Origin of the sequence: Roseomonas populi, assembly GCF_024594815.1 — a bacterium.
In the GTDB taxonomy this organism is placed as follows: domain Bacteria; phylum Pseudomonadota; class Alphaproteobacteria; order Acetobacterales; family Acetobacteraceae; genus Roseomonas; species Roseomonas populi.
Map to the genome: position 1 here is coordinate 15,562 of NZ_JANJOU010000010.1, position 25,210 is coordinate 40,771.

22 protein-coding genes and 1 pseudogene are annotated in these 25,210 nt (G+C 69.5%); 12 read left to right on the forward strand and 11 right to left on the reverse strand.

Annotation, left to right across the window (positions count from 1 at the left end):
- Nucleotides 1-18 precede the first annotated feature (18 nt).
- From NRP21_RS13555 to NRP21_RS13565, 3 genes are read left to right on the forward strand one after another with little or no spacing between them, the layout of a single operon-like run.
- Nucleotides 19-993: a homoserine kinase gene (locus tag NRP21_RS13555; RefSeq protein ID WP_257716746.1), complete on the forward strand. Its 975-nt coding sequence runs from the start codon at nucleotides 19-21 to the stop codon at nucleotides 991-993.
- Entirely contained in the window at nucleotides 983-1,450 is a 468-nt protein-coding gene (rnhA, locus tag NRP21_RS13560; RefSeq protein ID WP_257716747.1) for a ribonuclease HI, read from the forward strand. The genes NRP21_RS13555 and rnhA overlap by 11 nt, the downstream gene beginning before the upstream one ends.
- Nucleotides 1,451-1,462: 12 nt before the next feature.
- Nucleotides 1,463-2,038 carry a hypothetical protein gene (locus tag NRP21_RS13565; protein WP_257716748.1) on the forward strand — a complete coding sequence of 192 codons (576 nt, stop codon included), beginning with the start codon at nucleotides 1,463-1,465 and terminating at the stop codon, nucleotides 2,036-2,038.
- A gap of 82 nt (nucleotides 2,039-2,120) precedes the next feature.
- Here NRP21_RS13565 and NRP21_RS13570 read toward each other — a convergent pair whose 3' ends face one another.
- The 9 genes from NRP21_RS13570 to NRP21_RS13610 all read right to left on the reverse strand — a co-directional run bounded on the left by NRP21_RS13570 (nucleotide 2,121) and on the right by NRP21_RS13610 (nucleotide 12,312).
- Entirely contained in the window at nucleotides 2,121-2,576 is a 456-nt protein-coding gene (locus tag NRP21_RS13570; RefSeq protein ID WP_257716749.1) for an NUDIX domain-containing protein, read from the reverse strand.
- A gap of 11 nt (nucleotides 2,577-2,587) precedes the next feature.
- On the reverse strand, nucleotides 2,588-3,595 hold the full coding sequence (locus tag NRP21_RS13575; protein ID WP_257716750.1) for a glycosyl transferase family protein: 1,008 nt from the start codon (nucleotides 3,593-3,595) through the stop codon (nucleotides 2,588-2,590).
- Between the two features lie 295 nt (nucleotides 3,596-3,890).
- Entirely contained in the window at nucleotides 3,891-4,742 is an 852-nt protein-coding gene (locus NRP21_RS13580; RefSeq protein WP_257716943.1) for an ion transporter, read from the reverse strand.
- 506 nt (nucleotides 4,743-5,248) lie between these two features.
- Nucleotides 5,249-6,904, reverse strand: a complete 1,656-nt coding sequence (locus NRP21_RS13585) for an acetolactate synthase large subunit (RefSeq protein ID WP_257716751.1) — start codon at nucleotides 6,902-6,904, stop codon at nucleotides 5,249-5,251.
- A gap of 207 nt (nucleotides 6,905-7,111) precedes the next feature.
- Nucleotides 7,112-7,990, reverse strand: coding sequence for an alpha/beta fold hydrolase (locus tag NRP21_RS13590; RefSeq protein ID WP_257716752.1), 879 nt, complete (start codon nucleotides 7,988-7,990; stop codon nucleotides 7,112-7,114).
- A gap of 72 nt (nucleotides 7,991-8,062) precedes the next feature.
- Entirely contained in the window at nucleotides 8,063-9,043 is a 981-nt protein-coding gene (locus NRP21_RS13595) for a Bug family tripartite tricarboxylate transporter substrate binding protein (protein WP_257716753.1), read from the reverse strand.
- Nucleotides 9,044-9,134: 91 nt separating this feature from the next.
- The gene (locus NRP21_RS13600) at nucleotides 9,135-10,337 is read right to left on the reverse strand and encodes a CaiB/BaiF CoA transferase family protein (RefSeq protein WP_257716754.1); all 1,203 of its coding nucleotides are present in this window, start codon (nucleotides 10,335-10,337) and stop codon (nucleotides 9,135-9,137) included.
- Complete coding sequence (locus tag NRP21_RS13605; RefSeq protein ID WP_257716755.1) at nucleotides 10,334-11,311, reverse strand: hydroxymethylglutaryl-CoA lyase; 978 nt, start codon at nucleotides 11,309-11,311, stop codon at nucleotides 10,334-10,336. The genes NRP21_RS13600 and NRP21_RS13605 overlap by 4 nt, the downstream gene beginning before the upstream one ends.
- A 14-nt stretch (nucleotides 11,312-11,325) precedes the next feature.
- Nucleotides 11,326-12,312, reverse strand: coding sequence for a Bug family tripartite tricarboxylate transporter substrate binding protein (locus tag NRP21_RS13610; protein WP_257716756.1), 987 nt, complete (start codon nucleotides 12,310-12,312; stop codon nucleotides 11,326-11,328).
- Nucleotides 12,313-12,489: 177 nt separating this feature from the next.
- Here NRP21_RS13610 and NRP21_RS13615 point away from each other — a divergent pair, with 177 nt between their 5' ends.
- The 5 genes and pseudogenes from NRP21_RS13615 to NRP21_RS13630 all read left to right on the forward strand — a co-directional run bounded on the left by NRP21_RS13615 (nucleotide 12,490) and on the right by NRP21_RS13630 (nucleotide 18,432).
- Nucleotides 12,490-13,254 carry an IclR family transcriptional regulator gene (locus tag NRP21_RS13615; RefSeq protein WP_257716757.1) on the forward strand — a complete coding sequence of 255 codons (765 nt, stop codon included), beginning with the start codon at nucleotides 12,490-12,492 and terminating at the stop codon, nucleotides 13,252-13,254.
- A 37-nt stretch (nucleotides 13,255-13,291) separates the two neighbouring features.
- A complete protein-coding gene (locus NRP21_RS13620) occupies nucleotides 13,292-14,185 on the forward strand; it encodes an SMP-30/gluconolactonase/LRE family protein (RefSeq protein WP_257716758.1) in 894 nt (297 codons plus the stop codon).
- Nucleotides 14,186-14,520: 335 nt separating this feature from the next.
- Nucleotides 14,521-15,210: a YidB family protein gene (locus NRP21_RS13625; RefSeq protein ID WP_257716759.1), complete on the forward strand. Its 690-nt coding sequence runs from the start codon at nucleotides 14,521-14,523 to the stop codon at nucleotides 15,208-15,210.
- Between the two features lie 371 nt (nucleotides 15,211-15,581).
- Nucleotides 15,582-15,695 (forward strand): annotated as a pseudogene (locus tag NRP21_RS28030) (hypothetical protein); the annotation flags it as partial.
- Nucleotides 15,682-18,432, forward strand: a complete 2,751-nt coding sequence (locus tag NRP21_RS13630; protein ID WP_257716760.1) for a PAS domain S-box protein — start codon at nucleotides 15,682-15,684, stop codon at nucleotides 18,430-18,432. The pseudogene NRP21_RS28030 and the gene NRP21_RS13630, both read left to right, overlap by 14 nt.
- A gap of 272 nt (nucleotides 18,433-18,704) precedes the next feature.
- Here the strand turns inward: NRP21_RS13630 and NRP21_RS13635 are convergent, their stop codons facing one another.
- Nucleotides 18,705-19,625, reverse strand: coding sequence for an alpha/beta fold hydrolase (locus NRP21_RS13635; RefSeq protein WP_257716761.1), 921 nt, complete (start codon nucleotides 19,623-19,625; stop codon nucleotides 18,705-18,707).
- Nucleotides 19,626-19,747: 122 nt separating this feature from the next.
- Between NRP21_RS13635 and NRP21_RS13640 the strand changes: the two genes are divergently transcribed.
- A complete protein-coding gene (locus NRP21_RS13640; protein WP_257716762.1) occupies nucleotides 19,748-20,644 on the forward strand; it encodes a LysR family transcriptional regulator in 897 nt (298 codons plus the stop codon).
- A 67-nt stretch (nucleotides 20,645-20,711) separates the two neighbouring features.
- On the opposite strand, the gene NRP21_RS13645 is transcribed toward NRP21_RS13640, so the two are convergent.
- The gene (locus tag NRP21_RS13645; RefSeq protein ID WP_257716763.1) at nucleotides 20,712-21,161 is read right to left on the reverse strand and encodes a type 2 periplasmic-binding domain-containing protein; all 450 of its coding nucleotides are present in this window, start codon (nucleotides 21,159-21,161) and stop codon (nucleotides 20,712-20,714) included.
- A 203-nt stretch (nucleotides 21,162-21,364) separates the two neighbouring features.
- Here NRP21_RS13645 and NRP21_RS13650 point away from each other — a divergent pair, with 203 nt between their 5' ends.
- From NRP21_RS13650 to NRP21_RS13660, 3 genes are all read left to right on the forward strand, one after another.
- Nucleotides 21,365-23,239, forward strand: a complete 1,875-nt coding sequence (locus NRP21_RS13650; RefSeq protein ID WP_257716764.1) for a PAS domain S-box protein — start codon at nucleotides 21,365-21,367, stop codon at nucleotides 23,237-23,239.
- 70 nt (nucleotides 23,240-23,309) lie between these two features.
- Nucleotides 23,310-23,744: a response regulator gene (locus NRP21_RS13655; protein ID WP_257716765.1), complete on the forward strand. Its 435-nt coding sequence runs from the start codon at nucleotides 23,310-23,312 to the stop codon at nucleotides 23,742-23,744.
- Nucleotides 23,745-24,130: 386 nt separating this feature from the next.
- A complete protein-coding gene (locus tag NRP21_RS13660; RefSeq protein WP_257716766.1) occupies nucleotides 24,131-25,192 on the forward strand; it encodes an amino acid ABC transporter substrate-binding protein in 1,062 nt (353 codons plus the stop codon).
- Nucleotides 25,193-25,210: the final 18 nt, after the last annotated feature.

Below are 25,210 nucleotides of genomic sequence, written 5' to 3' on the forward strand. Positions count from 1 at the left end.
CCCCGGCCAGGGGGTTCTATGGCTGTCTATACCGAGGTGTCCGACGAGGCGTTGCGCGCCTTCCTCTCCGGCTACGACCTGGGCGAGCTGATCGCCTTCCGCGGCATCGCGGAGGGGGTGGAGAACAGCAACTACGCCCTCAAGGTTACGGGTGGGGACTTCATCCTCACCCTTTACGAGAAGCGCGTGGACCCGGCGGAGCTGCCCTGGTTCCTCGGCCTGATGCGGCACCTGGCGGCCGGCGGCCTCGCCTGCCCGGAGCCGGTGGCCGGGCGCGACGGCGAGGCGCTGCGGGAACTGGCCGGGCGCCCCGCCGCCATCTGCACCTTCCTGCCGGGCGTCTGGCCCCGCCGGCCCTCCGTGGCCCATTGCGGCCCGCTCGGCGGCGCTTTGGCGGCCCTGCACGCCGCCGGCCAGGGCTTCACGGCCGAGCGGCCCAACTCCCTCGGCCCGGAGGGTTGGGGACCGTTGCTGGACCGCTGCCGCCCGAACGGGGACACGGTGCAGCCCGGTCTCTGCGCCGAACTGGACGGACATCTGGCGGGAATCCTGCGGGACTGGCCACGCGACCTGCCGCGCGGGCAGATCCACGCCGACCTCTTCCCCGACAACGTCTTCTTCCTGGAGGAGGAGCGCGGCAAGCCCCGCGTCTCCGGCCTCATCGACTTCTACTTCGCCTGCACGGACATCCTGGCCTACGACATCGCCATCTGCCTCAACGCCTGGTGCTTCGAGCCGGACCTCTCCTTCAACATCACGAAGGCCCGCGCCCTGCTGGCCGGCTACAACGCCGCGCGGCCGCTCTCCGCCGCCGAGTTGGACGCGCTGCCCGTGCTGTGCCGCGGCGCCGCGCTGCGCTTCTTGCTCACCCGCCTCTACGACTGGACCAACACGCCGCCCGGCGCGCTGGTGACGCGCAAGGACCCGCTGGAGTACCTGCGGCGCCTGCGCTTCCACGCCCAGGCCACCGGAGTTTCCGCCTATGGCGTCTGAAGAGGTGGCCGCCCCGGCCGAGGCGGTGGTGGAGATCTGGACGGATGGCGGCTGCAAGCCCAACCCCGGCCCGGGCGGCTGGGGCGCCATCCTGCGCTTCGGGGCGCATGAGAAGGAGATGACGGGCGCGGAGCCCGCCACCACGAACAACCGCATGGAACTGACCGCCGCCGCCTCCGCCCTGGAGGCGCTGAAGAAGCCCTGCCGCGTCGTGATCCACACGGACAGCGAGTACGTGCGCAACGGGGTGACGCGCTGGGTGCACGGCTGGGTCCGCAACAACTGGCGCAACGCCGCGAAGGACCCAGTGGCGAATTACGAGCTGTGGCAACGCCTCCTGGCCGCTGCCAAGCCGCACCAGATCGAGTGGAAATGGGTGCGCGGCCACGCCGGGGACGTGATGAACGAGCGCGCGGACAAGCTGGCGACCGCAGCGCGGATGGGCCTCGGCCGCTAGGTGTTGCGGCCAGTGCCGAGGCCGAGATTTCCCGAGGGCAGCCTGCTGGCCGCCATGCTCGGCGGGAACGCGCCGATGGATGTCCGGCGCGCGGCGCAGCGCCTGCGCGCCGAGGGGGCGCCCGCCCTGGCGGCCGATGGCGAGGTTGCCGGACTGGCGCGCGGGCTGGCCCTCTCCGAGGTATCGCGCTCGCCCGCCGTATTGGAGGCTCTGCCGCCCCTCTTCTGGATCGAGATGCCGTGGGAGGAGGACGGCCTCGGCGATCCCGGCACCAGGGGATGGGTCGTGGAAAAGAAGGGAGGCGGGCTCACCGCCCGGGCCTTTGGCATCGCCCCCGGCCAAGAGGCCCTGCCCGAGCCGGAGGGGAGCACGACGGTGTCGTTCGGCCCGGGCACGCGGCAGGAGGATGACGAGACCTCCATCCTGAGAGGCTTAGTCACGGCGATCAGCCTGCCCGAGATCCTGTCGCAGATGGGAGAGAGCTCCCCCGTCGCGCTGATGCCGGCCGATGCATCCGAGCGGGACGCAAGCGTCCTGCGGGGCTTCCGGCTGTCCGTGGCGACCTCGCCGGATTCGGTGCAGGGCTGAGCCCGCCACCTCGCGGCCGGCTGGGCGCGGAAGGCGGCCATCGGATCAAGCCCCGCAGAGGGGCTTACCGGTGCCGCCGCCCCTAGCCGCCGAACGGCCACCCCCGCGCGGCGCGGAGCTCCCCCAGCACCCGCGCCATGTTCTTACCCACCCGCCCCATCGCCTCGTCCCAGGGCAGGATCGCGAAGCGGTCGAACTCCGGGACCCATCCACCGCCGGGAAGCGGGATGCGGGAGGTGCAGCGCAGGGCGTCCAGTTCCGGCATCGCCGGCACCCGCCAGGCGAAGACGGCCAGATCCTTGCCCGGCAAGTAGCGGTGCACGCCGAGGTCGATCAGGGCCTCGCGCTCCACCCGAAGTCCGGTTTCCTCCCGCAACTCGCGCGCAGCGGCCTCGGCGAAGGCTTCCCCCGCCTCCGCCACGCCCTTCGGAATGTCCCAGAGCACGGAGCGCGCGGCATGGCCGAGCAGGAGCAGCGCGCCATCGCTGACGAGCACGCCGCAGCTCGTACGGCGCGGCCGGGCGGGGCGGCGGGGCAAGGCGGGATCCACTACCCGAACCGGCGGTTCCAGATCTCTGCGGCTTGCGCATCGGCGGCCTCGGGCGTGCTGGCCTTTCCCATGGCCAAAAGGCCCAACGCGATGGTCCCGATCACCGTGCCCTCCGCATGCTCATCTCGTGCGCTGCCCGTCCACACCTCCACAAACCCGGCGGCGGAGGCGCGGGTTTCTCGCAGGGCCGGCAGGGAGAGAACTTCCACGTCGGGATAGGTCAGCAGGTGGGCCGCCACAGGCTTTGCCGGCCCACGCTCCGCCTCGCCGCCGCCGCCCTTCATAACGAGGAGGCGCGGCCGGGCCATGCGCTGCGCCACGCCGAGATGGGCCGCGATGTAGGGCGGGTGGAACACGCCATCGACGCCGGCGGGCGCGTCCGCCGGGTTGATCAGCCGCGCCACCGTGTTCACCGGCGACCGCAGGCCGAGCAGAGCGCGAAGGTGCAGCATCTCGTCCAGCCCCGGGCTCATGGCGCGGAGTGGCAGGTAAGCGAAGTTCGTCTCCTCCACCCGCTCCAGCGCCTCGTCCCGGCTCCGGGCGGGGCGCAGCCCGAGCATCGGCAGGGCGTCCAGCACGGGCATTCCCGACGTGAAGGCGTTGGAACCGTGCATCAGCACGCGGTGCCCCGCGCTCGCCAGCGCCAGGGCCGCGAGCAGGAACCAGGGTGCCCCCCGCGTGCGGCCGGATCCGTAGGACGGCCAGTCCAGGTCCACGCCGCCATGGCCGGGCTGTACCGGGCCCGCTTTCACCGCCCCCCGTGCGGCCTCTACGAGGCCCGTCAGCTCCTCCGGGTCCTCGCCGCGGTAGCGCAGCAGCATGAGGAAGGCGCCCACCTGCACCGGCTCCGCCTCTCCGGCCAGGACCATGCGCAGCGCCTCTCGCGCCTCCTCCCGCGTCAGGGCGCGGGAACGGCCGGGCCCACGGCCGAGGGTGCGGATAAAGGGAGCGAAGGGGTGTTCCGGCTCCGCCTCCTCCTTCTCCGGTACACCATGGTCAGGCCGCATCCTGCAGCACCTCTCCTACTGGGCCGGTGAGAGACGCGGCCCCGATGAGCAGCGGAGCGGAGCCGAGCGCCCGGCAGCTTCCGCCAAGCACCGGCCGGCCAGCTTGGGGTCGCCCCCAAGCACGCCGCAAGCTCCTGATGCGCCGCACCCCCGATCCCGAATTCTGGCCCCCGGCCGTCCCAAGATGCCGCCCCTTGCCTGCAGGGATCCGGGGCCGCCGGCGGGCACGGTGTCCTGCGCGGCCGCCGGACATCCTGCCCGGGAGAACGCACCACCACACCCCGGGCCCGCGTGCCTAGCTCCTCTCGGCCCGCAGCGCGGCGACTTCACGCCGCAGCGCGCGCAATTCCGACAGCACCATCTGGCTGTCGGCATGGGCGGCGGACGCAGCGGCATCCGTGGCGACCTGGGCTGCCTCGGCGTCGGCGCTCTCGCGCGTTTCCCGAAGCGTCTGGATGCTCTCGACAATCACGCCGAGGAAGAGGTTCAGCACGACGAAGGTGGAGATGACGATGAAGGGGATGAAGAAGAGCAGGGCTCCAGGATGCTGCTCCATGGCAGGCTTCACGATGTCCTCCACCCAGCCCTCCAGGGTCATGAGCTGGAACAGGGTGAAGACGGAGTCCCCGAGGGTCCCGAACTTCTCCGGCATGCTCTCGCCGAACAGCTTCGTCGCCATCACGCCCGAGACGTAGAACATCAGGCCCATGAGCAGGACGATGCTGCCCATCCCGGGAAGCGCGGCCAGCATGGCCCCGACCACGTTGCGGAGGGACGGGACGACCGAGAGGAGGCGAAGAACTCGTAGAACGCGCAGGGAGCGCAGGACTGCCAGATCCCCGCCCGAGGGGGCCCAGGAAATGCCGATTACAGCGAGATCGAAGATACCCCAGGGGTCCCGGAAAAAGCGGCCACGGAAGGCGAAGATCCGCAAGGACAGCTCGGCCGTGAACAGCAGGAGCAGGGCGCCGTCAATGAGTTCCAGGATCGGCCCAAAGCTCGCCATCACCGTGGCCGAGGTTTCCAGGCCCAGGGTAAGGGCGTTGAGGAGGATGAGCCCGGTGACGGCGTGCTGGAATCCCGCTGACAGGACCAGCCGGGCAGCGCGCGCGCGCAGGGTTGGCGCGAGGTCCTGCCCCAGGAGCACTTCCTGCAAAGCCGCTCTCTCCGATTACAAAGAGTTCATGATGGCCGGAGGCATCCCAGTTCAGGCAACGGAACGCAAGGGGCCCCCTGCCCGGACAGCCCGATTTCCGGCCATGAACCCTGTCATGGTGCCCCGCCGTATCAGGCACGAGAAGCTGGAGCAGGACGACTTCCCACACGGCACAATCATCAACCCGCTTCCCGGTTGGTCACATGGAAAAGGTGCTGCTCCAACCTCGGCCTGCTCCGGTCCGGCCAGACCTCCGCGCCGGCATCCGTGACCGGGACCACCGCGAACGGGATCATTCGCGGCACCGGTCTTCCCTTCTCTGACGCAAGCCGGGCAGCGCGGTGGCGCAGCTCGCCCCGCCTGACGGCAACAGATCCTCTTCCTGACGCGCGAAGCCCTATCCCGGTTCGGGGCCCGCGATCAGGTCCCTGAGCCGCGCGGGCCGCCATACGGCGCCACCACGATTGCTGCGGGGAACGGCTCCCGCCAGCTGATCGCTAGTTAGCGGGGTCCGCGATGGGCAACCGGGATCTCAGCTCATCCACCAGGACGCGCTTGTTCTCGGAGTAGTCGATTGGCACCGCGACGAGATGCACGCCTCCCGCCTGGAAGGCCGCCTCCAATGTCGGGACCAGATCCTCGGTCGCCGCGACGCGATGCCCCTTGGCACCATAGGCCTCGGCATAGCGGACGAAATCCGGGTTGCCGAAGGTCATGCCGAAGTCGGGGAACGCATCCACCGCCTGCTTCCAGCGGATCATGCCGTAGGCGCCGTCCTCCAGCACCAGCACCACGAGGTTGAGGCCGAGCCGGACGGCCGTTTCCATTTCCTGGCTGTTCATCATGAAGCCGCCATCGCCGCAGACCGCGAGCACGCGCCGCGCCGGATTCAGCATCGCCGCCATCATGGCCGACGGAAGGCCCGCACCCATCGTGGCCAGCGCGTTGTCCAGCAGCAGCGTGTTGGCGACCGTGGTCCGGTAGTTGCGGGCGAACCAGATCTTGTACATGCCGTTGTCGAGCGCGACGATCCCGTCCTCCGGCATCACCCGGCGGATGTCGCGCACCAGGCGCTGCGGCGTGGGCGGGAACCGCTCCTCCTCGGCGCGGTCGGCGATGCGGGCGAGAATACCCTCGCGCAGCGGCAGCAGCGCCCCGGCGTTGGGCAGGCGGCCCTCAAGGCGGTCGGCCAGCAGTTCCAGGCTGGGGCCGACATCGCCGACCACCTCGGCGTGCGGGAAGTAGACCTGCTCGACATGGGCCGGGGTATAGGAGACGTGGATCACCTTCGGCCCGCCCGGGCCCATGATGAAGGGCGGCTTCTCCACCGTGTCGTGGCCGATGGCGATGATGAGGTCGGCGCGCTCGATCGCCTCGTGGACGTAGTCGCGCTCGGACAGCGCCGCAGTGCCCATGTAGAGGTTGGAGCCGCCCGGGACGGTGCCCTTGCCCATCTGCGTGGTGAAGAAGGGAATGCGGGTGCGGTGGACGAAGCCCGCCAGCCCCCGCGTGGCCCGCGGGCGGCTGGTCGCGGCGCCGAGCATGACCAGCGGCCGCTCGGCCGCCAGGATCAACTCGGCCGCGCGGTCGAGCGCGGCGGGATGCGCCACGGGAATCTCGACCGGGTGGGGCGGGATCAGCGGCGGAGCATCGACGTCCTCGCCCGCTACGTCCTCCGGCAGTTCGAGGTGTACGGGGCCCGGCCGCTCCTCCTGGGCGACGCGGAAGGCGTCGCGCACCAGGGTGGGGATGGTGGCGGGGGAGACGATCTGGCGGGTGAGCTTGGTGAGGGGCCGCATGGCCGCGACCGTGTCCACGATCTGGAAGCCCGCCTGGCGGCTGCTCATGATCCCCTTCTGACCGGTGATCATGACCATCGGCATGGCGCCGAGCTGGGCATAGGCGGCACCGGTGACGAGGTTGAGCGCGCCGGGGCCAAGGGTGGTGAGGCAGACGCCCGGCCTGCCGGTCAGGCGTCCGTGGGTGGCCGCCATGAAGGCGGCGGGTTGCTCGTGACGGGTCAGGACCAGCTCTATCCGGGACGTGCGGAGAGCTTCGAGGACGTCGAGGTTCTCCTCCCCGGGCACCCCGAAGATGCGGTCCACGCCTTCGTTCTCGAGGGCCGCCACCAGTAGGTCCGAGGCTTTGGTCAATGGTCCGTCCTTCCCTGAAAAGCGTCCGCCGCACGGGAGCGGCGCCAAACCCGGTGGCCCGGTCTTCCAACGAGGTACCCAGGCCACCGGCGGGCGTGGCCGCCACAGGAGCGGCGCGCCCTTTTGGCTCCGGCTACCGAGAGACAGCCGGAGCGAAGTGGAGAAGATACGGCCGGGATGTCACTGCCAGGCCGCCTTGACCTTAGCCTAGGCGCGATGTGCCGACAGGAACCGATCCAGGGTCTGGACGAACTCCGGCCGACCAGGGGCGGCGGAGTGTCCGGCACCCTCGATCACCGTGACGTCGATCCGGGGATTGATCTGTCTCAGGGCCGTGAAGTCGGCCAGGTAGCCGTCGGCGCTGCCGACGATGCCGATGGCCGGCACCGTAATGGCCGCCATCCTCTCCTCGGGCATCACGAGGCGCAGGCCGCCGCGCCGCGACGCTGCCAGCGCCTTGTGGTCCTGCCCTGCCAGGGCCCGGGCGGATTGTGCCCGGATCTGCTCGTCGGACGGGGGCGGCTGGTCCTTCGGCCAGAGGCGCAGGATTTGCGACCGCTGAAGCCCCTCATCCATCTCGGCGGCTTCGGCCAGGACCTCGGCGGTCTTCTCCTCGGACCAGCGGAAGCGGCCGCAGGCACCGCCCAGGGTGCAGGTGACGAAGCGGTCCGGGCTGTCCGTGACGAGCCAAGCCACCAAGTGCGCGCCCAGCGAGTAGCCGACGACGTGCGCCTTTCTCAGCCCCAGATGATCCAGCAGGCGCGACGTGTCGCGCGACGCTTCCGGACCGTAGAGCGCTGGATCGTGCGGCTTGTCGCTCAGGCCGTGGCCCCGGCCGTCGAAGGCGATCACCCGATAGCGGTCGGCGAGCTTCGGCATGACGCCGGACCGGACCCACTGGTTCTCGACGTTACTGGAGAAGCCATGCACGAGGACCACTGGGTCGCCCTGGCCCGCCTCGACGTAGCGGATCCGAACCCCGGCGGAGTCGAAGTACTTGTCCTCGGCGGCCCGGCCCGACGAAGGCCGCAGTGTGATGAGGGCGGGCATGCTGAGGGCAAGGCTGCGGCGCGACAGGCGGAGCATGGATTTCCTCCTCATTCTGGTGAGCGCTGGTCGGGCGCCGCCGCGGGAGCGTGCTGCAGCGCCCGGAACAGGCTAGTCGAGCTGCACGCGGGCGTCCCGCACGGCCCGACCCCACTTCTCGTGCTCGGCGGCGAGGAAGATCCGGAACTCCTCCGGCGTGGAGCCCTTCGGCTCGCTTCCCTCGGCCGCGAGGCGGGCCACCACCTCGTCCTGGCCGAGCGCCTTGCGGACCTCCTCGTTGAGGCGGCTGATGACGGGAGCGGGCGTACCGGCGGGCGCGACCAGCCCCGTCCAGTTCACCGCCTCGAAGCCCGCGTAGCCGGCCTCGGCAATCGTCGGTACGTCAGGGAGCGCCCTCATGCGGGTTGCCGAGGTGACGGCGAGGGCGCGAACGTCACCGGACTCCAGCGTACCCTTCACGGCGAGCGGGTTGGCGAAGAACAGGTCCACGCGGCCCGCAAGGAGGTCGGTCACCACCGGGCTGGCGCCCCTGTAGGGCACCGAGATGATCTCGAATCCGGCCTTCCGGGCGAAGATCTCCCCCGCCAGGTGCCCGACGGTCCCGTTGCCCGCATTGCCCGCAGTCAGCTGGCTGCGCCTGGAGCGCGCGGCGGAGACGAGGTCCGCGAGCGTTCGGTAGGGTGCGTTCTTCGCCACCACGAGGACGTTGGGCTGCACGGCGACGGTCGAGACCAGCGCGAAGTCCCGCAGCGGGTCGAAGGGCATGCGCGGGTAGAGGGCGGGGTTGATCGCCAGGTTGGCCGCCTGGCCCATGCCGAGCGTGTAGCCATCCGGCGCCGCCTTCGCGACGGCCTCCAGGCCGATGTTGCCGCCAGCCCCCGGGCGGTTGTCGATCACGATGTTCCAGCCTGTCGCGGCGCCGAGCCTGGCCGCGATCTCGCGCGCGATGACGTCCGTGCCGCCCGCAGGCGGGAACGGCACGATGAGCCGGATCGGGCGGTCGGGCCAAGTGGCCTGGGCGCGAACGGCCGAAGGCAGGAGCCCCGTAAAGGCGCCTCCCGCGCTCGCCAGGAACAGGTCGCGTCGGTTCATGGTATCCTCCCTATCTCGCGCGTTTGCGCACGTGTGGTCCCGGCCGGGGCACGTGCCCGGCTCTTCGTTTGTCGGCAGGCGGCGGTGCCGCTCAGATTGTTTCAGCTTCCCTCAGGCGCTCGATGTCGTCCGCGCCGTAGCCCAGCCGCTCCAGCCATGCCGCGGTGTCGGCCGAGAGCGCGGGAGCAGGGCCGGACGGGGCCGGGTTGCTGTCGCCGAAGCGGAAGCCGCAGCGGGTGACGCGCTGGGGCCCCTCCGGTGCATCCATCTCGGCGACGAAGCCGCGGCCGCGCAGGTGTGGGTGCTCGACGATCTCCGGCACGGTGAGGACCTGCCCGGCCGGGACGCCCGCGCGGATCAGGCGCTCCTCCCATTCCGCCGCGCCGCGGGCGGCGAGCGCCGCCTCCAGCTCCACCGTGAGCGAGGCGCGGTTGGTCTTGCGCGCGTGGCGGTCCGCGAAGCGCGGATCGGCCTTCAGGTCCGGCCGCCCCACCTCGTCGCAGAGGGCGGCGTACTGCTTGTCCTCGTTGGCGGCGATGTTGATCAGGCCCTCGCCGGTCCGGAAGGTGCCGGACGGCGCCGCGGTGAAGTTCGCATTGCCCATCGGCGTGGGGTGGACGCCCGCGTTCAGGTAGTTTGAGACGACCCAGCCCATGGTGGCCAGCGTCGCCTCCAGCATGGACACGTCGAGATAGCGCCCGACACCCGTCGCGCGGGCGCCGACGAGCGCGGAGGCGACCGCGAAGGCCGCCGTCAGCCCGCCGACCGTGTCGGACACGGGGTAGCCCACGCGCAGCGGCGCCGATTCCGCATCGCCGGTGATGCTCATGACACCGGAGACGCCCTGGATGATCTGATCGTAGGCGGGGCGGGACGCGAAGGGACCATCCTTTCCGAAGCCGGAGATGGCGCAGTAGACGAGCGACGGCCTGACCGCGCGCAGCACGTCGTAGCCGAGGCCCAGACGGTCCATCACGCCGGGCCGGAAGTTCTCCACCAGCACGTCGGCCTCGGCGACGAGGCGCCGGAGGATCTCCTTGCCCTCCGGATGCTTCAGGTCGAGCGTGACCGACTGCTTGCCGCCGTTCACCGCAACGAAGGAGGCGCCCATTCCGCGCTTTGCCGCCTCCGGGTCGGCACCGAGGCGGCGGGCGAGGTCGCCCCGGACCGGCTGCTCCACCTTGATCACCTCGGCACCCATGAGGGCGAGTTGGTAGGTGCAGAAAGGCCCGGCCAGGACGTTCGTCAGGTCGAGGACGCGCACGCCCTCCAGCGGAAGAGGAGCGCCGCTCATGCCGCGCAGGCCTTCGCCTCGGCGCTGCGGCCGGTTCCCTCCGGCACCGGGCCGCGCGCGGCGTAGGAGAAGCCCTTCTCGGTGCCGACATCCGGCAGGTGGCCGTAGAGCGGCTCGCCCGGCAGGGCCTCGGCCAGCACGCGCCGCGCCTCCGCCAGCTTAGCCAGATCCACGCCGGTGTCGTGGCCCATCGCCTCCAGCATCCAGACGAGGTCCTCGGTGACGATGTTGCCGGTGGCGCCGGGAGAGTATGGGCAGCCGCCGATCCCGCCCTGGGAGGAATCGAAGGTCGTCACCCCCGCTTCCAGGGCGGCCACGACGTTGGCCAGCCCCTGTCCCCGCGTGTTGTGCAGGTGCGCGCCGCCCGCCTTCCCGCCGATTTCCTCCTTCAGACGCATGAAGAGCCGCCGCACCTGGGCCGGGTTGGCGTAGCCTACCCCGTCCGAGAGCCCCACGCTGTCCACCCCAAGCCCGGCGAGCCGGACGGCCAGGTCGATCACCCAGTCCTCGTCCACGGGGCCCGCTATGGTACAGCCGAAGGCGGTGGAGATACCGACCTCGATCTCGGGCCGCCGGTCTTCCGGCAGACCGTCGCGGTACGCGATCACCCTCGCCACCTCGGCCAGTACCTGCTCGTGCGTCATGCCGATGTTGGCGATGGAGTGCGGCTCCGAGGCCGAGACGGGCATGGTGACCTTGTCCACCCCCGCCTCCGCCGCGCCCTGGACACCCCGGAGGTTGGGGGCCAGCGCCATCACGGTCAGGCCGGGAATCTCGCGCGCGGCGCGGACCACCTCCGCCGCGTCCGCCATCTGGGGCAGGCGCTTCGGGTTCACGAAGGAGCCGACCTCGATCTCGCGCAGCCCGGCGGCGGCGAGTGCCCGCACCCAGGCGATCTTCGCCGCGGTCGGCATGGTCCGGTGGATGCTCTGCAGCCCGTCCCGCGGGCCGACTTCGCTGATGAAGATGTCCATGGTCCCGTTCACACTCACTGCGGCCGGGCGCCAGCTTCGCGGAGCACGCGCTCCCAGCGCGCCATCTCCGCGTTGATGTAGGCGCGCGCCTCGTCCGGCTTGTTGGCGATGATCCGCTCGGCGCCGAGCTCGACGAGGCGGGCGCGAAGCGAACCCTCAGCCAGCACCGCCGCGACCTCCGCCTGGAGGCGTTCCAGGATCGGCTGCGGCGTACCAGCGGGGGCCAGCAGCCCCTGCCAGACGGAGAAGGTCGCCTCGGGGAAGCCCGCCTCCGCCACCGTCGGAACGTCCGGCATGACCGTGCTGCGCTGGGCCGAGGACACGGCGAGCGCCCGCGCCTGGCCAGCGGTGGCGAGCGGGAAGGCGGTGGCTCCGGCATCGTAGAGCATCTCCAGCCGCCCGGAGATCAGGTCCTGCGCCGCGGGCGCGCTGCCACGATACGGCACCTCCTCCATCTTCAGCCCGGCAGCCCGGGTGATGAGGAGGGAGACGAGCTGGAGGGCGCCGCCCGTGCCGGTGCTGCCATAGGAGTACTCGCCGGGCTTAGCGCGGACGCGGGCCACGAACTCGGCGAGGGTCTTGGCGGGAGACGAGTTCGGCACGAGCAGCACCATCGGACTCTCGGCGACGATGGTGACGGGGGTGAGATCCTTCGCCGGATCGTAGTCGAGCCGGGCGTAGAGGGCGCGGTTCACGGCGTGGCCGGTGTTGGTGAAGAGGAAGGTCGTGCCGTCGGGCCGGGCCTTGGCCACGGCCGAAGCCCCGATGTTGCCGCCCGCGCCGGTGCGGTTTTCCACCACGAAGCGTTGCGGCAGCCGCTGCGAAAGGGTGTCGCAGAGGAGGCGGGCGATGACGTCGGTCGGGCCGCCGGGTGCGTAGGGCAGGATCACCCGCACTGGCGCGGTTGGCCAAGCTGTCTGTGCTCGCAGGGCCGCCGGGGCAGCAAGGGCGGCACCGCCAGCAGCCAACAGGGCACGGCGGGACAGATGGGCGTGGGTCATTTGGCGTTTCCTTCTTCGTGCTCGGTTTCGCCGGTGAGGATTGTCCCACACCGCTGGCCAACATTTCTGTTTGACAGAAATTATATGCGTTCTGTAGAAATACCTAGCGACGCCGGCGATGGCGCGTCAACGGAAAAATACGTTGCCCGCGGGGCAGCCCCGGAGGAGGGATCCGGCGTGACCAAGCCCGAGAACACCACCCTGCCGCGCCGCCGCGGCCGCCCACCCTCGGCCGCCCGGCCCCTGGAAGGGCCGAACGACGCCGCCGAGCCGCGGGTTGAGGCGGTCGAGCGCGCCCTGTCGATCCTCGACGCCTTCTCCGATGGCGCGCCGCGGCTCTCGCTTGCCGAGATCGCCGCGCGCACGGGCTTCTATCCCAGCACCGTCCTCCGTCTCGCCGCATCGCTCGACCGCTTCGGCTACCTTCACCGCGGAGCCGACGGCCTGTTCCGCCTCGGTCCCACCCCGCTGCGCCTCGGCCTGCTCTACCGCGATGCCTTCGACCTCGCCGATCACGTCCGGCCCGTGCTGGCGCGCCTGGTCGAGCGCACGGGCGAGACCGCCGCCTTCTACGTCCGCGAGGGCGACAGGCGCGTCTGCCTCTACCGGCACCACTCCCCTCGCCTCATCCGGCACCACGTGGAGGAAGGCTCGGCGCTGCCGCTGGACCGGGGCGCGGCCGGGCGCGTGCTGATGGCCTACACCGGCGAGGCGGATCCGCTGCACGACGAGGTTCGAACCCGGGGCTGGTACCTGTCCCTCGGCGAGCGCGACCCTGAGGTGGCGGCGCTCGCGGCGCCGGTCTTCGGGCGCGGGCGCCACTTTGTCGGCGCCCTCGGCATCATCGGCCCGAGGAGCCGCTTCGAGGCCGAGGATCACGGGGCGCTCGCCGCGATGATCACCGGGGAGGCCGCCCTCCTGTCGCGCGGCATCGGCGGCTGATCCCCGCACCGCCACCAATCGAGCCGGAGACGAACGGATGATCCTCTTCGCCCAGCCCCGCGACATTGCCACCCGCGCGCACACCGAGATGCCCGCGGAGTTCCGCCGCCCCGTCGTTACCGAGTGGTCCCGCGCCAACAAGCGCGGCCTGCCGGTGGGCTGCTTCCTGGAGGGGCCCTGCTTTGACCGGGACGGCAATCTGCACGTCACCGATATCCCGCACGGGCGCATCTTCCGCATCTCGCCTGAGGGGAGCTGGACCTGCGTCGTTGAGTATGACGGCGAGCCGAACGGCCTGGCGCTGCACCCGGACGGCACGCGGTTCTACGTTGCCGACTACAAGCAGGGCATCCTCTCGCTCGACCTCGCGACGGGGCAGATCACCCCGGTTCTCACGCGCCGCAACTCCGAGCGCTTCAAGGGGCCGAACGACCTCGTCTTTGCCCGTAACGGTGACCTCTACTTCACCGATCAGGGCCAGAGCGGCCTGCACGACCCGACGGGGCGGGTCTACCGCCTGAGTTCCGATGGCCGTCTCGACCTTCTCCTCTCTAACGGCCCGAGCCCGAACGGCCTCGTCCTGTCACCGGATGAGGAGGTGCTGTTCGTCGCCATGACGCGCGACAATGCGGTCTGGCGCGTACCGCTCCTCCCCGACGGCAGCACGGCCAAGGTCGGCCGCTTCGCCTCCTTTCACGGCACCTCCGGTCCGGACGGCCTGGCGATGGACCCTAGGGGCAACATCCTCGTCGCCCACGCGTCGCTTGGAAGCGTGTTCGTCCTTTCCGTGCAAGGAGAGCCTATCGCGCGTTTCCGTTCGTGCCGCGGTGCGACCACGACCAACCTCGCCTTTGGCGCTGATGGAACAAGGGTCTTCGTCACCGAATCAGAGACCGGTACCGTCCTCGCCGCCGAATGGATGCCGAGCTAACCGGCCCTGCCGTCTTCGCGGACTGCGTGAGGTTTGCAGGCCGACATATTGCGGCGGATTCTGCCCGGGATGCGGCTTCCTGCGTCCGTCCGGCCCGGCCGGCGGCGGGCAGGTCTCGAAGGCTGGCAAACGTGGCAGAATCCCTGCCATTCAGCAGCGCTTGGCCCGACCAAGTGCGCCAGAACCACTTTCCTTCCCACCTTGCGCTCCTCTGGCCACGGCCCGAGCACGGGAGTTCCCGACGCCCTCCTGCATCGATGTACCTTGAAGCCGCAGCAACGCCGCCATCGGGCGGCGCGTTCAATTCGAAGCACCAGCCGACGGGACCCATCACCATGAGCGAGAACCTTTTCGGGCGGTCAGGCGGCGGCTTGCTCGGCGCGATCCCCAACAGCGTCAAGGCGGCCGCGATGGCGCTCCTCGTCCAGCAGCTGCTCAAGCACTCCCAGGCAGGAGGCGCGCAGGCTGGCGGGATGCAGGGCGGCCCCGGCGCCGCACCGGCCGGTGGAGGCCTGGGTGGCCTCCTCGGAGGGCTGCTTGGCGGAGGAGCTGGTTCGCCCATGGCTGGCGGTGCCGCCGGTGGCGGTCTCGGCGGCTTGCTCGGAGGATTGCTAGGCGGCCAGGGCACTCCGATGTCGGGAGGTGCGGGAGGCGGTCTGGGCGGCCTGCTGGGCGGCCTGGGTGGCCTTCTCGGCGGATTGCGAAGCCAGGGCCTTGGCCGACAGGTGGACTCCTGGATGGCGCCCGGCCCGAACGAGGGGATCTCGCCTCAGGACCTCGAGAGCAGCATCGATCCGCAGGACCTCGACGAAGCGGCGCGCCACGCGGGCACCGACCGCGCCAGCGTGCTCGATGAGCTGAGCAGGTTGCTCCCCCAATTCGTCGACCAAGCGACGCCGCAGGGAAGCCTTCCTCAGCATGAGGGGGAACTGGGTGGGGGCGGCCTGCCCGGAATGATGGACAGGCTGCTGGGCAGCAGCGGTGGACAGGATCCGAATGGGACTGCGCTCCCGCACCGTGCATAACAGGCAGGATCGACGGCCGGTTGAGCACTGGCGAGCAGGGGCGATGACAGTCCGAGCATTCGCCAGGCTTGCGGCCGACAGGCCTCAGCCAGTTCGTTGAGCGCGGTCAGGGCAGGCGAGGCCAGGCAGCGCTCCAGCCCGAGACGGAGACTTCGGATGCGAGAGCACCAGAACTTCCAGGCTCTTGGCTCGGTTCTCGATGGGTGGCCGAAGGTTAGGAAATCAACCGCTTGTGGGGTGACACCCTCATTACACCGCCTTACACGGGTTGAGTCATGCCCGCCCACCACAGTCTCCATGTCGCCCTGACGGGCGAGCTTTGCGGCTTCGTCGCGCGACTGGTTGCATCGGGCCGATACTAAAGCTCAAGCGAGGTCGTTCGCGCGGGCCTGCGCCTGCTGGAGCGCGCCGAAGCGCAACCGGTCTCCGCTCGGCAGGACCAATCCCCAAGCCTCTGCTCGAGCGATGCCGATGAGCGGGTCTAAAGTAGGCGTTCCCCGTTCCGGACAACTGAGCCGCGGCCGCCTTGCGGAACTTGTCCTGGAGAGCACGGCCGACTTCGCGATCTTCACGACCGACCTCGACGGCATCATCACCAGCTGGAATGCGCCCGCCGAGCGCATCATGGGCTGGTCGGAGGCTGAGGCGGTCGGCCAGGACGCCTGCATGATCTTCACGCCCGAGGATCAGGCGAAGGGGGCCTGTGAGCAGGAGATGGAAACCGCCCGGAAGGATGGGCGGGCCGTGGACGAGCGTTGGCATCTCCGGAAGGACGGCACACACTTCTGGGGCTCCGGCTCCATGACCCGGCTTGAGGAAACCGAGACCGGCGAGCACCTCGGCTACGTCAAGATCATTCGGGATCGCACGGAGCAGGCGAGCGCCGAGGAACTGCTGCGCGAGACGAGCACGCGGCTCCATGGCTTCGCCGAGAACTCCGCCGACGTGCTCTGGATCATCGATGCCGGTGAGAGACGGCTGGAGTATCTCAGCCCGGCCTATGAGCGTGTATGGGGCGAGCCGCGTGACAGGATCATGCGCGATCTCACCCATTGGGCGGAGACCGTTCACCCCGAGGACCGGCAGCGCGTCTTGAGCGCCATGCCGCGTCTACTCGGTGGTGAAGCCCAAGTGCTGGAGTATCGCATCCTGCGGCCGGACGGCGGCGTGCGCTGGATTCGCGACACCGGCTTTCCCATCCGAGGTCATGGCGATGCCATCGTCCGCGTTGCGGGCATTTCCCACGACGTGACCGTCGAAAGGGAGGCTGTGGAGGCCCTGCGCCACAGTGAGGAGCGGCTGCGGACCGCGCTCAGCATCAGGACGGTTGGCGTGCTGTTCTGGGGACCGGGATTCAGCCTGACGGAGGTGAACGACGCCTTCCTGCGGATGACCGGCTTCAGCCGCGAGGAGGTGATTGGCAAGACTTGGCAGGAGTTGACGCCGCCGGAGTTCCATCGGGCCTCACGGAAGGCCGTCCAGGAGTTGACCACTTTCGGCGAGGCGACTCCTTACGAGAAGCAGTATTACCGCAAGGACGGCTCGCGCTGGTGGGGCCTGTTCGCGCCACGCCGGGTTAATGGCGAAGCCGTCGAGTTCGTTCTGGACGTCACCGATCGAAGGAGGACGGAGGAGGCGCTGCGCCAGAGCGAGGAACGCTACCGTCTCGCTGTCCGCGCCACCAACGACGCCATCTGGGACTGGGACCTGCGCCAAAACAGCATCGAGTGGAATGAGGCGCTCCATGAAGCCTATGGCTATCGGCCGGAGGATGTGGGCCCGTCCGGTGATTGGTGGATCGAGCAGATCCACCCGGATGACCGGGAGCGCGTCAGCGGATCCATCCATGTAATGATTGACGGCACCAGCAGCCGCTGGTCGGGCGAGTACCGCTTTCGGCGAGCTGACGGGTCCTATGCCGATGTGCTCGACCGCGGCTTCATGGTGCGCGGACCGGACGGCGAGCCTCTGCGGATCATCGGCGCCATGCTCGACGTCACCGAGCGCAGGCGGTCGGAAAGGGAGCTGCGGCAGCTCAACGAGCATCTCGAGATCGAGGTGTCCCGGCGCACCGAGGAACTGAGGCGGCATGAGGATGCGCTCCGACAGAGCCAGAAGCTCGAGGCCGTAGGGCAGTTGACCGGCGGCGTCGCGCACGACTTCAACAACCTCCTGACCATCATCGGCTCATCGGCTGAGCTTCTCCGCCGTCCGAACCTCTCGGAAGGGAGGCGCCAGCGCTATATCGAGGCGATCTCGGAGACGGCGGGCCGGGCGGCGAAGCTTACGCGTCAGCTCCTGGCATTCGCGCGGCGGCAGCCCCTCCAGCCGGAGGCCTTCGCAGTGGGCGAGCGGGTCCAAGCTGTCACGGACCTTGTTCGCCCACTGGTGGGAGCGCGTATCGCGATCAGGACGCTGATCGAGTGTGAGGGATGCGTCGTCGAGGCCGACCCGAACCAGTTCGAGACGGCCCTGGTCAACCTCGCGGTGAACGCCCGGGATGCCATGGAGGGCGAGGGCCGCCTGACCCTACGGACCTGGCTGGCGCATGAGTTGCCACCGACCCGAGGCCATGCAGGCACCCGAAGCGAATTCGTGGCGGTTTCCATGTCCGACACGGGAGCGGGAATCAGGCCGGAGGTGCTGGGCAGCATCTTCGAGCCATTCTTCACGACCAAGGAAGTCGGCAAAGGCACCGGCCTAGGACTGTCCCAGGTCTATGGCTTCGCCAAGCAGTCGGGAGGCGAGATCCACGTCGAGAGCGAGGTCGGCCAGGGTACGATCTTCACCCTCTACCTGCCGAAAGCCGAGGCAAAGCCGCTCCTGGCGGCCAGGGCTTCGGGCGCTTCTGCCGAGGCTCATGAGCCGGAGGGCAGGTGCGTGCTGCTGGTCGAGGACAACACGCAGGTCGGCGACTTCGCCAAGCAGTTGCTGGAGGATCTCGGCTATACGGCGACCTGGGCACCGAACGCTCAGGCCGCGTTGGATTTCCTGGAACAAGACGCCAGCCGCTTCGACGTGGTGTTCTCGGACGTGGTCATGCCCGGGATGAACGGAGTGGAACTCGGCAAGGAGGTTCGTCGTCGCTGGCCAGACCTGCGGGTGGTCCTGACCAGCGGCTACAGTCATGTGCTCGCGAACGGCGGCGCCCAGGGCTTCGAGTTGCTGCACAAGCCCTACTCAGCTGACGGTCTGTCCCGCGCCTTGCGCTCGGTCCGCTGAAAATCCAGCGGACCGGGATGTCGGAGCCGCTGCCATCTCGCTGAACTGCGCTCCTTGAACTTCGCGCGGTCGGTCTGAAAGCCACCCACTCCGGCAGGTGCCTAGGCGGGAGTGCTAGCGCCGCAGCCACCCCGTCTCAGGCCATCTCAGCGTCGCCACGGGCGGTTGATCTTGGCCGAGAGCGGCACGGCCGCCCTCTGGCCTATGCTGAAGAAAACCAGATGCGCTGGGAAGCGCGGCGGACCAGCCGCCCAGCGCTACCGCCCCTCTATTCAGTCCCTCCCTCCCAGGAAGGCTCGGACGAGGGCAGTAGTCGCCTGCGGGTTCTCCTCCATGATCCAGTGCCCTGACGCGGGCACGATCGCCTCACGCACATCCGTCGCACCGGCACGCATGATCTCCGCCATCGTCGCCCCGAAGGACTTCTCACCTCCCACGGCCAGCACCGGCATCCCCAGCCGGGCGCCGGTGGCGAGCCAGGCACGGTTGTCCAAGGCGTCCTGGTCGAAGGCGGCGAACTGGGCGAAGCCGGAGTGCATGGCGCCAGGCAGGGCGTAGAGCCCGGCGTAATGGGCCCGCGCCGCCTCGCCGAACCGGGCCGGGTCGGCGGAGAACTCGTTCCAGAAGCGGTCGAGGTAGATGCGCTCGCGCCCCGCGACCAGCCGCTCCATGTCCGGCCCGCCGAAGCCGAAGTGCCAGAGCAGCGGGTTCTTCAGGATCTCCTCCCATGGGCCGACACCCGGCACCGGGGCGTCGATCAGCACCAGGCGCCGGACCCGGTCCGGATGCTGCGCGGCGAACTGGAAGGCGACCATGTTGCCGATGTCGTGCGCCACGAGATCGATCCCGCCGATGCCGAGCGCCGCCAGCACCGCCGCGAGGTCGCCCGCCTGCGTCTTCTTGTCGAAGCCGCCGGGGGGCTTCGAGGACAGGCCCAGGCCGCGCAGGTCGGGCACGATCACCCGGTGGTCGCGGGCCAGGTCGGCCGCCAGCGGGGCCCACATGTCGCCGGTCTCGCCGTAGCCGTGCAGCAGCACGACAGGCGGGCCGGACCCGCCGACCCGGGTGTGGATGGTGACGGCCGGGGTCTGGATGTCCTGCATCCGGAACTCGGGCGGAAAGGGCTGTGGCTGCGCCAGCGCGGGCCAGACGGCGGCCAGGGCACCGAGGAAGCCGAGGAAGAGCTTGCGCATGACGGTGGTCTCCTGACGCGGATCATGGCCCGGAGGCTCCCGGGTCGTGCCGAACGTAGCGGCCATGCACCGTTCCGATTAGGCTGCGGACCGGGAACTTGGCCGCCGGGAAAGCCGAACGCATGAAGCTGGAAGGCCTCTCGACCTTTGTCGCTGTCGCGGAGGCCGGTTCCATCAGCGCCGGCGCCCGGCGCCTCGGACTGTCGAAATCGGTGGTCAGCGACCGGCTGGCGGAACTCGAACGAAGCCTCGGCGCGCCGCTCCTGCATCGCAGCACGCGCAAGCTGACCCTGACGGAGGACGGAACGAGCTTCCTCGAGAGTGCGGCACAGATCACGCGGGACGTCGAGGCAGCCGCCGTCATGGTCGCGGAGCGACGGGGAATGCTGCGTGGCCCCCTGCGCATCTCGGCCCCGGTGACCTTCGGCCGCATGCATCTCGGCCCCGCGCTCTACGGCTTCCTCGGGCGACATCCCGGAGTGGAACTCACGCTGGACCTTGATGACCGGCGGGTGGATGCCGCCGCGGATGGCTACGATGCGGTGGTTCGGCACGGTCCGATCGCAGACAGCCGCCTGACGGTCTGGCGCCTGGCCCCGAGCCGGCGGATCCTGGTGGCGTCGCCGGATTATCTCGAACGGCACGGCGTGCCCGCTTCCGTCCCCGCGCTGGAGAAGCACCGGGGCATCTTCTACACGAACCGCAGCCACCTGGACTGGCGCTTCGTCGGCCCCGATGGACCGAGGATCGTGCGGGGCCGCCTTGCCCTGCGAGTGAACAACGGGGATGTCATGCGGGATGCCGCGCTGGCCGGGCTGGGCATCGCTCTCCTGCCGACCTTCATCGCGAACGCGGATGTCAAAGCCGGGACGCTCCGGGTCATCGACCTCGGCGCCGACACGGAGGCCGAGTTCATCTACGTCGCCCACCCGGAAGGACGGCGCGCGTCCGCGAAGCTGCGCGCCATGGTGGACGAGATCAAAGCCGCTTTCGGCGACCCGCCATACTGGGACGGGTAGGTGAACCACCGGAGTTGGCCGATAGCGGCACGGCCGCTTCCGGGCAGATCATCCGGGATGGCAGCCATCAGGCAACGAGCGGATCTGCGGCTCTGCTCTGCTCGCTCGAAAGACGCTCTTTGACCCAGTCCACGAAAGTCCGCACTCTCGCGTTCAGCCGCTTGGTCAGTGCATTGACGACGGAGATCGGCAGGGCCCCGTCTGTGCAATCCTCCAGGACGGGAAGCAGCGCGCCCGATTGCACCAGATGTCTCGCCACCGAGGCGTAGGTCTGGCTGACCCCGAGGCCGCCCACCAGCATGCCAATCTGACCAGCGATCGCGCGCGACAGCCCGATGACGCTGCTCGCCTCCGCGAGCGCGATCTCGGACCTGACGGGCAGCGCCTGTTCCCCGAAACGGTGCAGTGAATGACGGACAGCTACGCCATCGATCTCGGGCGAGCCGACGTGATCATGAGCCCTCCCAAGATGGCCGAGGCACTTCAGGCCCTGGTCTGGTCGGGCTCGTAAGCCCACCCCGGCACCGTTCGGCCAGTTCGGACCCGGAATGCGAATTCGCCTGGCGGGCCATCCCCTTGGGACCGAACGATGCCGAATTCGGTAAGATTCCGTTACGAATTACCCCCTCCAGCGTTGGCCTACATCCACGAGGTGCGTCCTGGGTTGTTCGGCACAGGCCTCCCTGCCGTCTAGATGGATGGCCAGGACGAGGATCTGACATGCCTGACCACCTGACCATCATGGGGCGACAGCAGGTCCTCGCCGATTTCGGGCAGCTCGCGCTGCGATCCCAGGACCTAGACATGCTCCTGCAGGAGGCCTGCCGCCTCGTTGGGAAGGCGCTGGGAACCGGGCGCTCCAAGATCCTGGAGATCGGGGATGAGGGGAGATCCCTGCTGGTCCGGGCGGGCGTTGGCTGGGATCCCGGCATCGTGGGGCATCTCTCCATGCGGATGAAGGAGCGCACGTCCGAGACCTTCGCCATCGAGGCTGGCGAGCCGGTGGTGACACAGGACATCAGAAGCGAGGATCGCTTCGTGTTTCCGCCCTTCATGCGGGACGCCGGGGTGGTTGCCTTCGTGAACGTGCCCATCATCCGGCCAGGGGGGCGGGCCTACGGCCTGCTGGAGGTGGATGCGACCGAGCCGCGCGACTTCGGCGAGGACGACAGCGGGTTCCTCCGCACCTACACCACCATCATCGGCCCCGTTATCGACCGGCTGCTCATGGCCCAGGAGCTGCGCTCGGCGGAGGAACGCTTTCGCCTGACCGTCGAGGCGGCCCTCGACTACGCCATCTTCGTCACGGACCCGGAGGACCGGATCACCGACTGGCTGCCCGGAGCTCAGGCCGTCTTTGGCTGGACGGCGAGTGAGGCGGTCGGCCAAGCCGCGGCCATCACCTTCACGCCAGAGGACCGGGAGACGCATCAGGACCGGAAGGAGATCGAGACGGCCGCCCGGGAGAATGTCGCGCCCGACATCCGCTGGCACGTCCGGAAGGACGGCGGGCGCGTGTTCATCGAGGGCTCCACCCGGGCCCTGCGCGGCCCTGACGGCACGCTGCGGGGGTTCCTCAAGATCGGCCAGGACGTGACCGACCGGCGTGCCGCCGAGGAGCGCCTCCGCGAGAGCGAGGAGCGGTTCCGGCAATTCGCCGAGGCATCCTCGGACCTGATCTGGATCCGGGACGCCGCTACCCTGCAGTTCGAGTATCTCAGCCCGGCTTTCGAGCCGATCTACGGGGAGGACCGGGAGGCCATCCTGAGCGGCGACACGCTTCAGCGCTGGGCCGACCTCATTCATCCGGAGGACCGCGAGCGGGCGCTCTCCATGGTCCACCGCGTCAGGGACGGTGAGCGGGTCATGAACGCGTTCCGGATCGTGCGCCCGTCCGACGGGGAGACCCGCTGGATCGAGAACACGGACTTTCCGCTCATGGACGAGGCTGGCCGCGTCCAGCGGATTGCGGGGCTGGCCAAGGACGTCACCGAAGCCCGCCGGAGCGCCGCCCGCCTGGAGGTGCTGGTGGCCGAGTTGCAGCACCGCAGCCGCAACCTCCTGGGCGTGATCGCCTCGGTCGCCTCCAAGACCCTCGGCGAGGACGGGGCAGCCGCGAACTTCCAGGCCCGCCTCCAGGCCCTCAGCCGGGCGCAGGGCCTGCTCAGCGAGTTCGGCAGCGACACGGCCGAGGTCGGAGCGCTGGTGCGCGCCGAGTTGCAGGCCCATACGGAAGTCCGGGCGCCGAAGGTCGTGGTCTCCGGCCCCATGGTGCATCTCACGGTTCGTCAGGTTCAGAACTTCTCCCTGGCGGTGCACGAGCTGACCACCAACGCCGTCAAGTACGGGGCTCTGCGGAACGGCACCGGGCAGCTCTCCGTCAGCTGGACGGTGGATCGGGATGGAAGGGGGCGACGCCGCCTGACGCTGGACTGGACCGAGAGCGGCGTCCAGGTGCCGCCGGGGGCGACGACACGGCGCGGCTACGGTCGCCAGCTGATCGAGAAGGCGCTGGCCTACGCGCTCGAGGCAAGGACCGAGTTCATCCTGGGGAACGACGGGGTTCGGTGCCGCATTCAGCTGCCGCTGGAGTAATCCAGGTTGTGGCTGGCGAGATGCGGTTGCCGCACTTAGCTGCCTCCCCTTGGGGCGGCAGAGCGATCCGATGTCCAGCGTCACAGGGCCGTTGGCCGGCCGCCGCATCCTGCTCGTCGAGGATGAGTACCTCATCGCGGAGACCATGGAGGAATGGCTGGGCCGGGCAGGAGCCGACGTCATCGGCCCCGTGCCGAGCGTCGAACAGGCCCTAGCCCTGATCGAGATGGAGGCGGGCGCGCTGGATGGGGCCGTGCTGGATGTGAACCTGGGCCGCGGCAAGACGGCCTACCCCATTGCCGACAGGCTGATCGAGCTGGGTGTGCCCTATCTCTTCGCGACGGGGGACGTGCGGATCATCGACGACGCGGCGCACCGGGAGCGCCCGCGCCTGGAGAAGCCGATCAGCCAGGCGCAACTCCTCGGGGCAGTGCAGGCGCTCCTGGAAAAGCGATTGCGGTCCAGCCCGTCTGTTTGTCGGGCGGGTCCGGCCAGCCCCGGTTGATGAGGCCTGCTACCACCTTGGCCTTCATCTCAAGTTCCTGCCGTAGCTCGATCCAGCAGGCTTGGCGACCAGGATTGCCAACTCGGCTAGCGGCCGAGTGTCGCACGGATGTTCTGTACAACGAACTTCAAGGCAGATGCTGAAGACGCCTCGATATGCTCGGGGGATGGCTCTCGGGTCTGAGTGAAGTCGCGCTTGGCCCGGTACGTCCGGACCGAGGTGTCGCGAACGGCTGCAGGGCGAGCAGGCATGGCGGATCGGGAACGTGGCGCGAACTGCGGCAGTTCCAGTGCCGGCTTGCGGCAGGGTGCCGAGGAGCGTGGGGCAGGTCCTTCAACCATCAACGACACCCCGACGTTGATGATGAATCCGACGGAGCAATCGCGATGGCCCGCCCACGGCATCTTCTCTTCACCCTTTGCGGGGTCGCTGCCGCGCTGGTCAGCCTGCTTGCTCCGACCCCCTCCCCTGCGCAGACGCAGGAAGGCAATGCAGCGAGTAGCAGATCGGCCATACTGGACGCGGTACGCGCCCGGCGCCTCCTCCTATGCGGCGTGTCGGGCGAGTCGCCGGGCTTCTCCCTGCCCGACAGCCGCGGCGAGATGCGCGGGCTCGACGCCGATACCTGCCGTGCCGTTGCCGCCGCCGCCCTGGGCGATGCCAAGCTGGTCCGCTTCGTTCCCCTCTCTCCGCAGGCGCGCTTCACGGCCCTGCAATCGGGCGAGGTGGACCTGCTGGTGCGCAACACCAGCTGGACTCTGACCCGGGAGGCCTCGCTGGGGCTGAGCATGGCCTGGGTCAACTTCCACGACGGCACCGCCTTCGTGGTGCGTGGCGATGCCGGGGTGACCTCGGCGAAGGGCCTGGACGGAGCCACGGTCTGCCTGCTGCAGGGAACCACGACGGAGCTGGACGTCGCGGCCTATTTCCGGGCCAACGGCCTCAACTTCACGCCCGTCCTGTTCGGCGGCGTGGCCGAGACCGGGGCGGCCTTCCTGGCTGGCCGGTGCGACGCCTGGGCCAACGACGCCTCCTACCTCGGGGCTTTCCGGGCCACGCAGCCCGACAAGGGGCTGGTCATCCTGCCTGAGCGGATCAGCTCCGAACCCGTCGGGGCCATGGTGCGCAAGGGCGATGACCGCTGGTTCGACCTGGTGCGGTGGACCGGTGCAGTGCTGGTCGCGGCCGAGGAGGCGGGGGTGACGAGCGCGAACGCCGCCGAGCAGAGGCGCACGACCACGGATCCGTCGGTGCAGCGCCTGCTCGGCACCCAGGGCGAGCTGGGGACTGCGCTCGGGGTGGACAACGCCTGGGCCTTCAACGTGATCAGCCAGGTCGGCAACTACGGTGAGGTTTGGGAGCGGAACCTCGCGCCGCTGGGCATCGAGCGCGGTGCCAACCGTCTCGCCTCCCAGGGTGGGCTTATGTACGCACCGCCGATGCGGTGAGGTTGCCACGACCTGCGT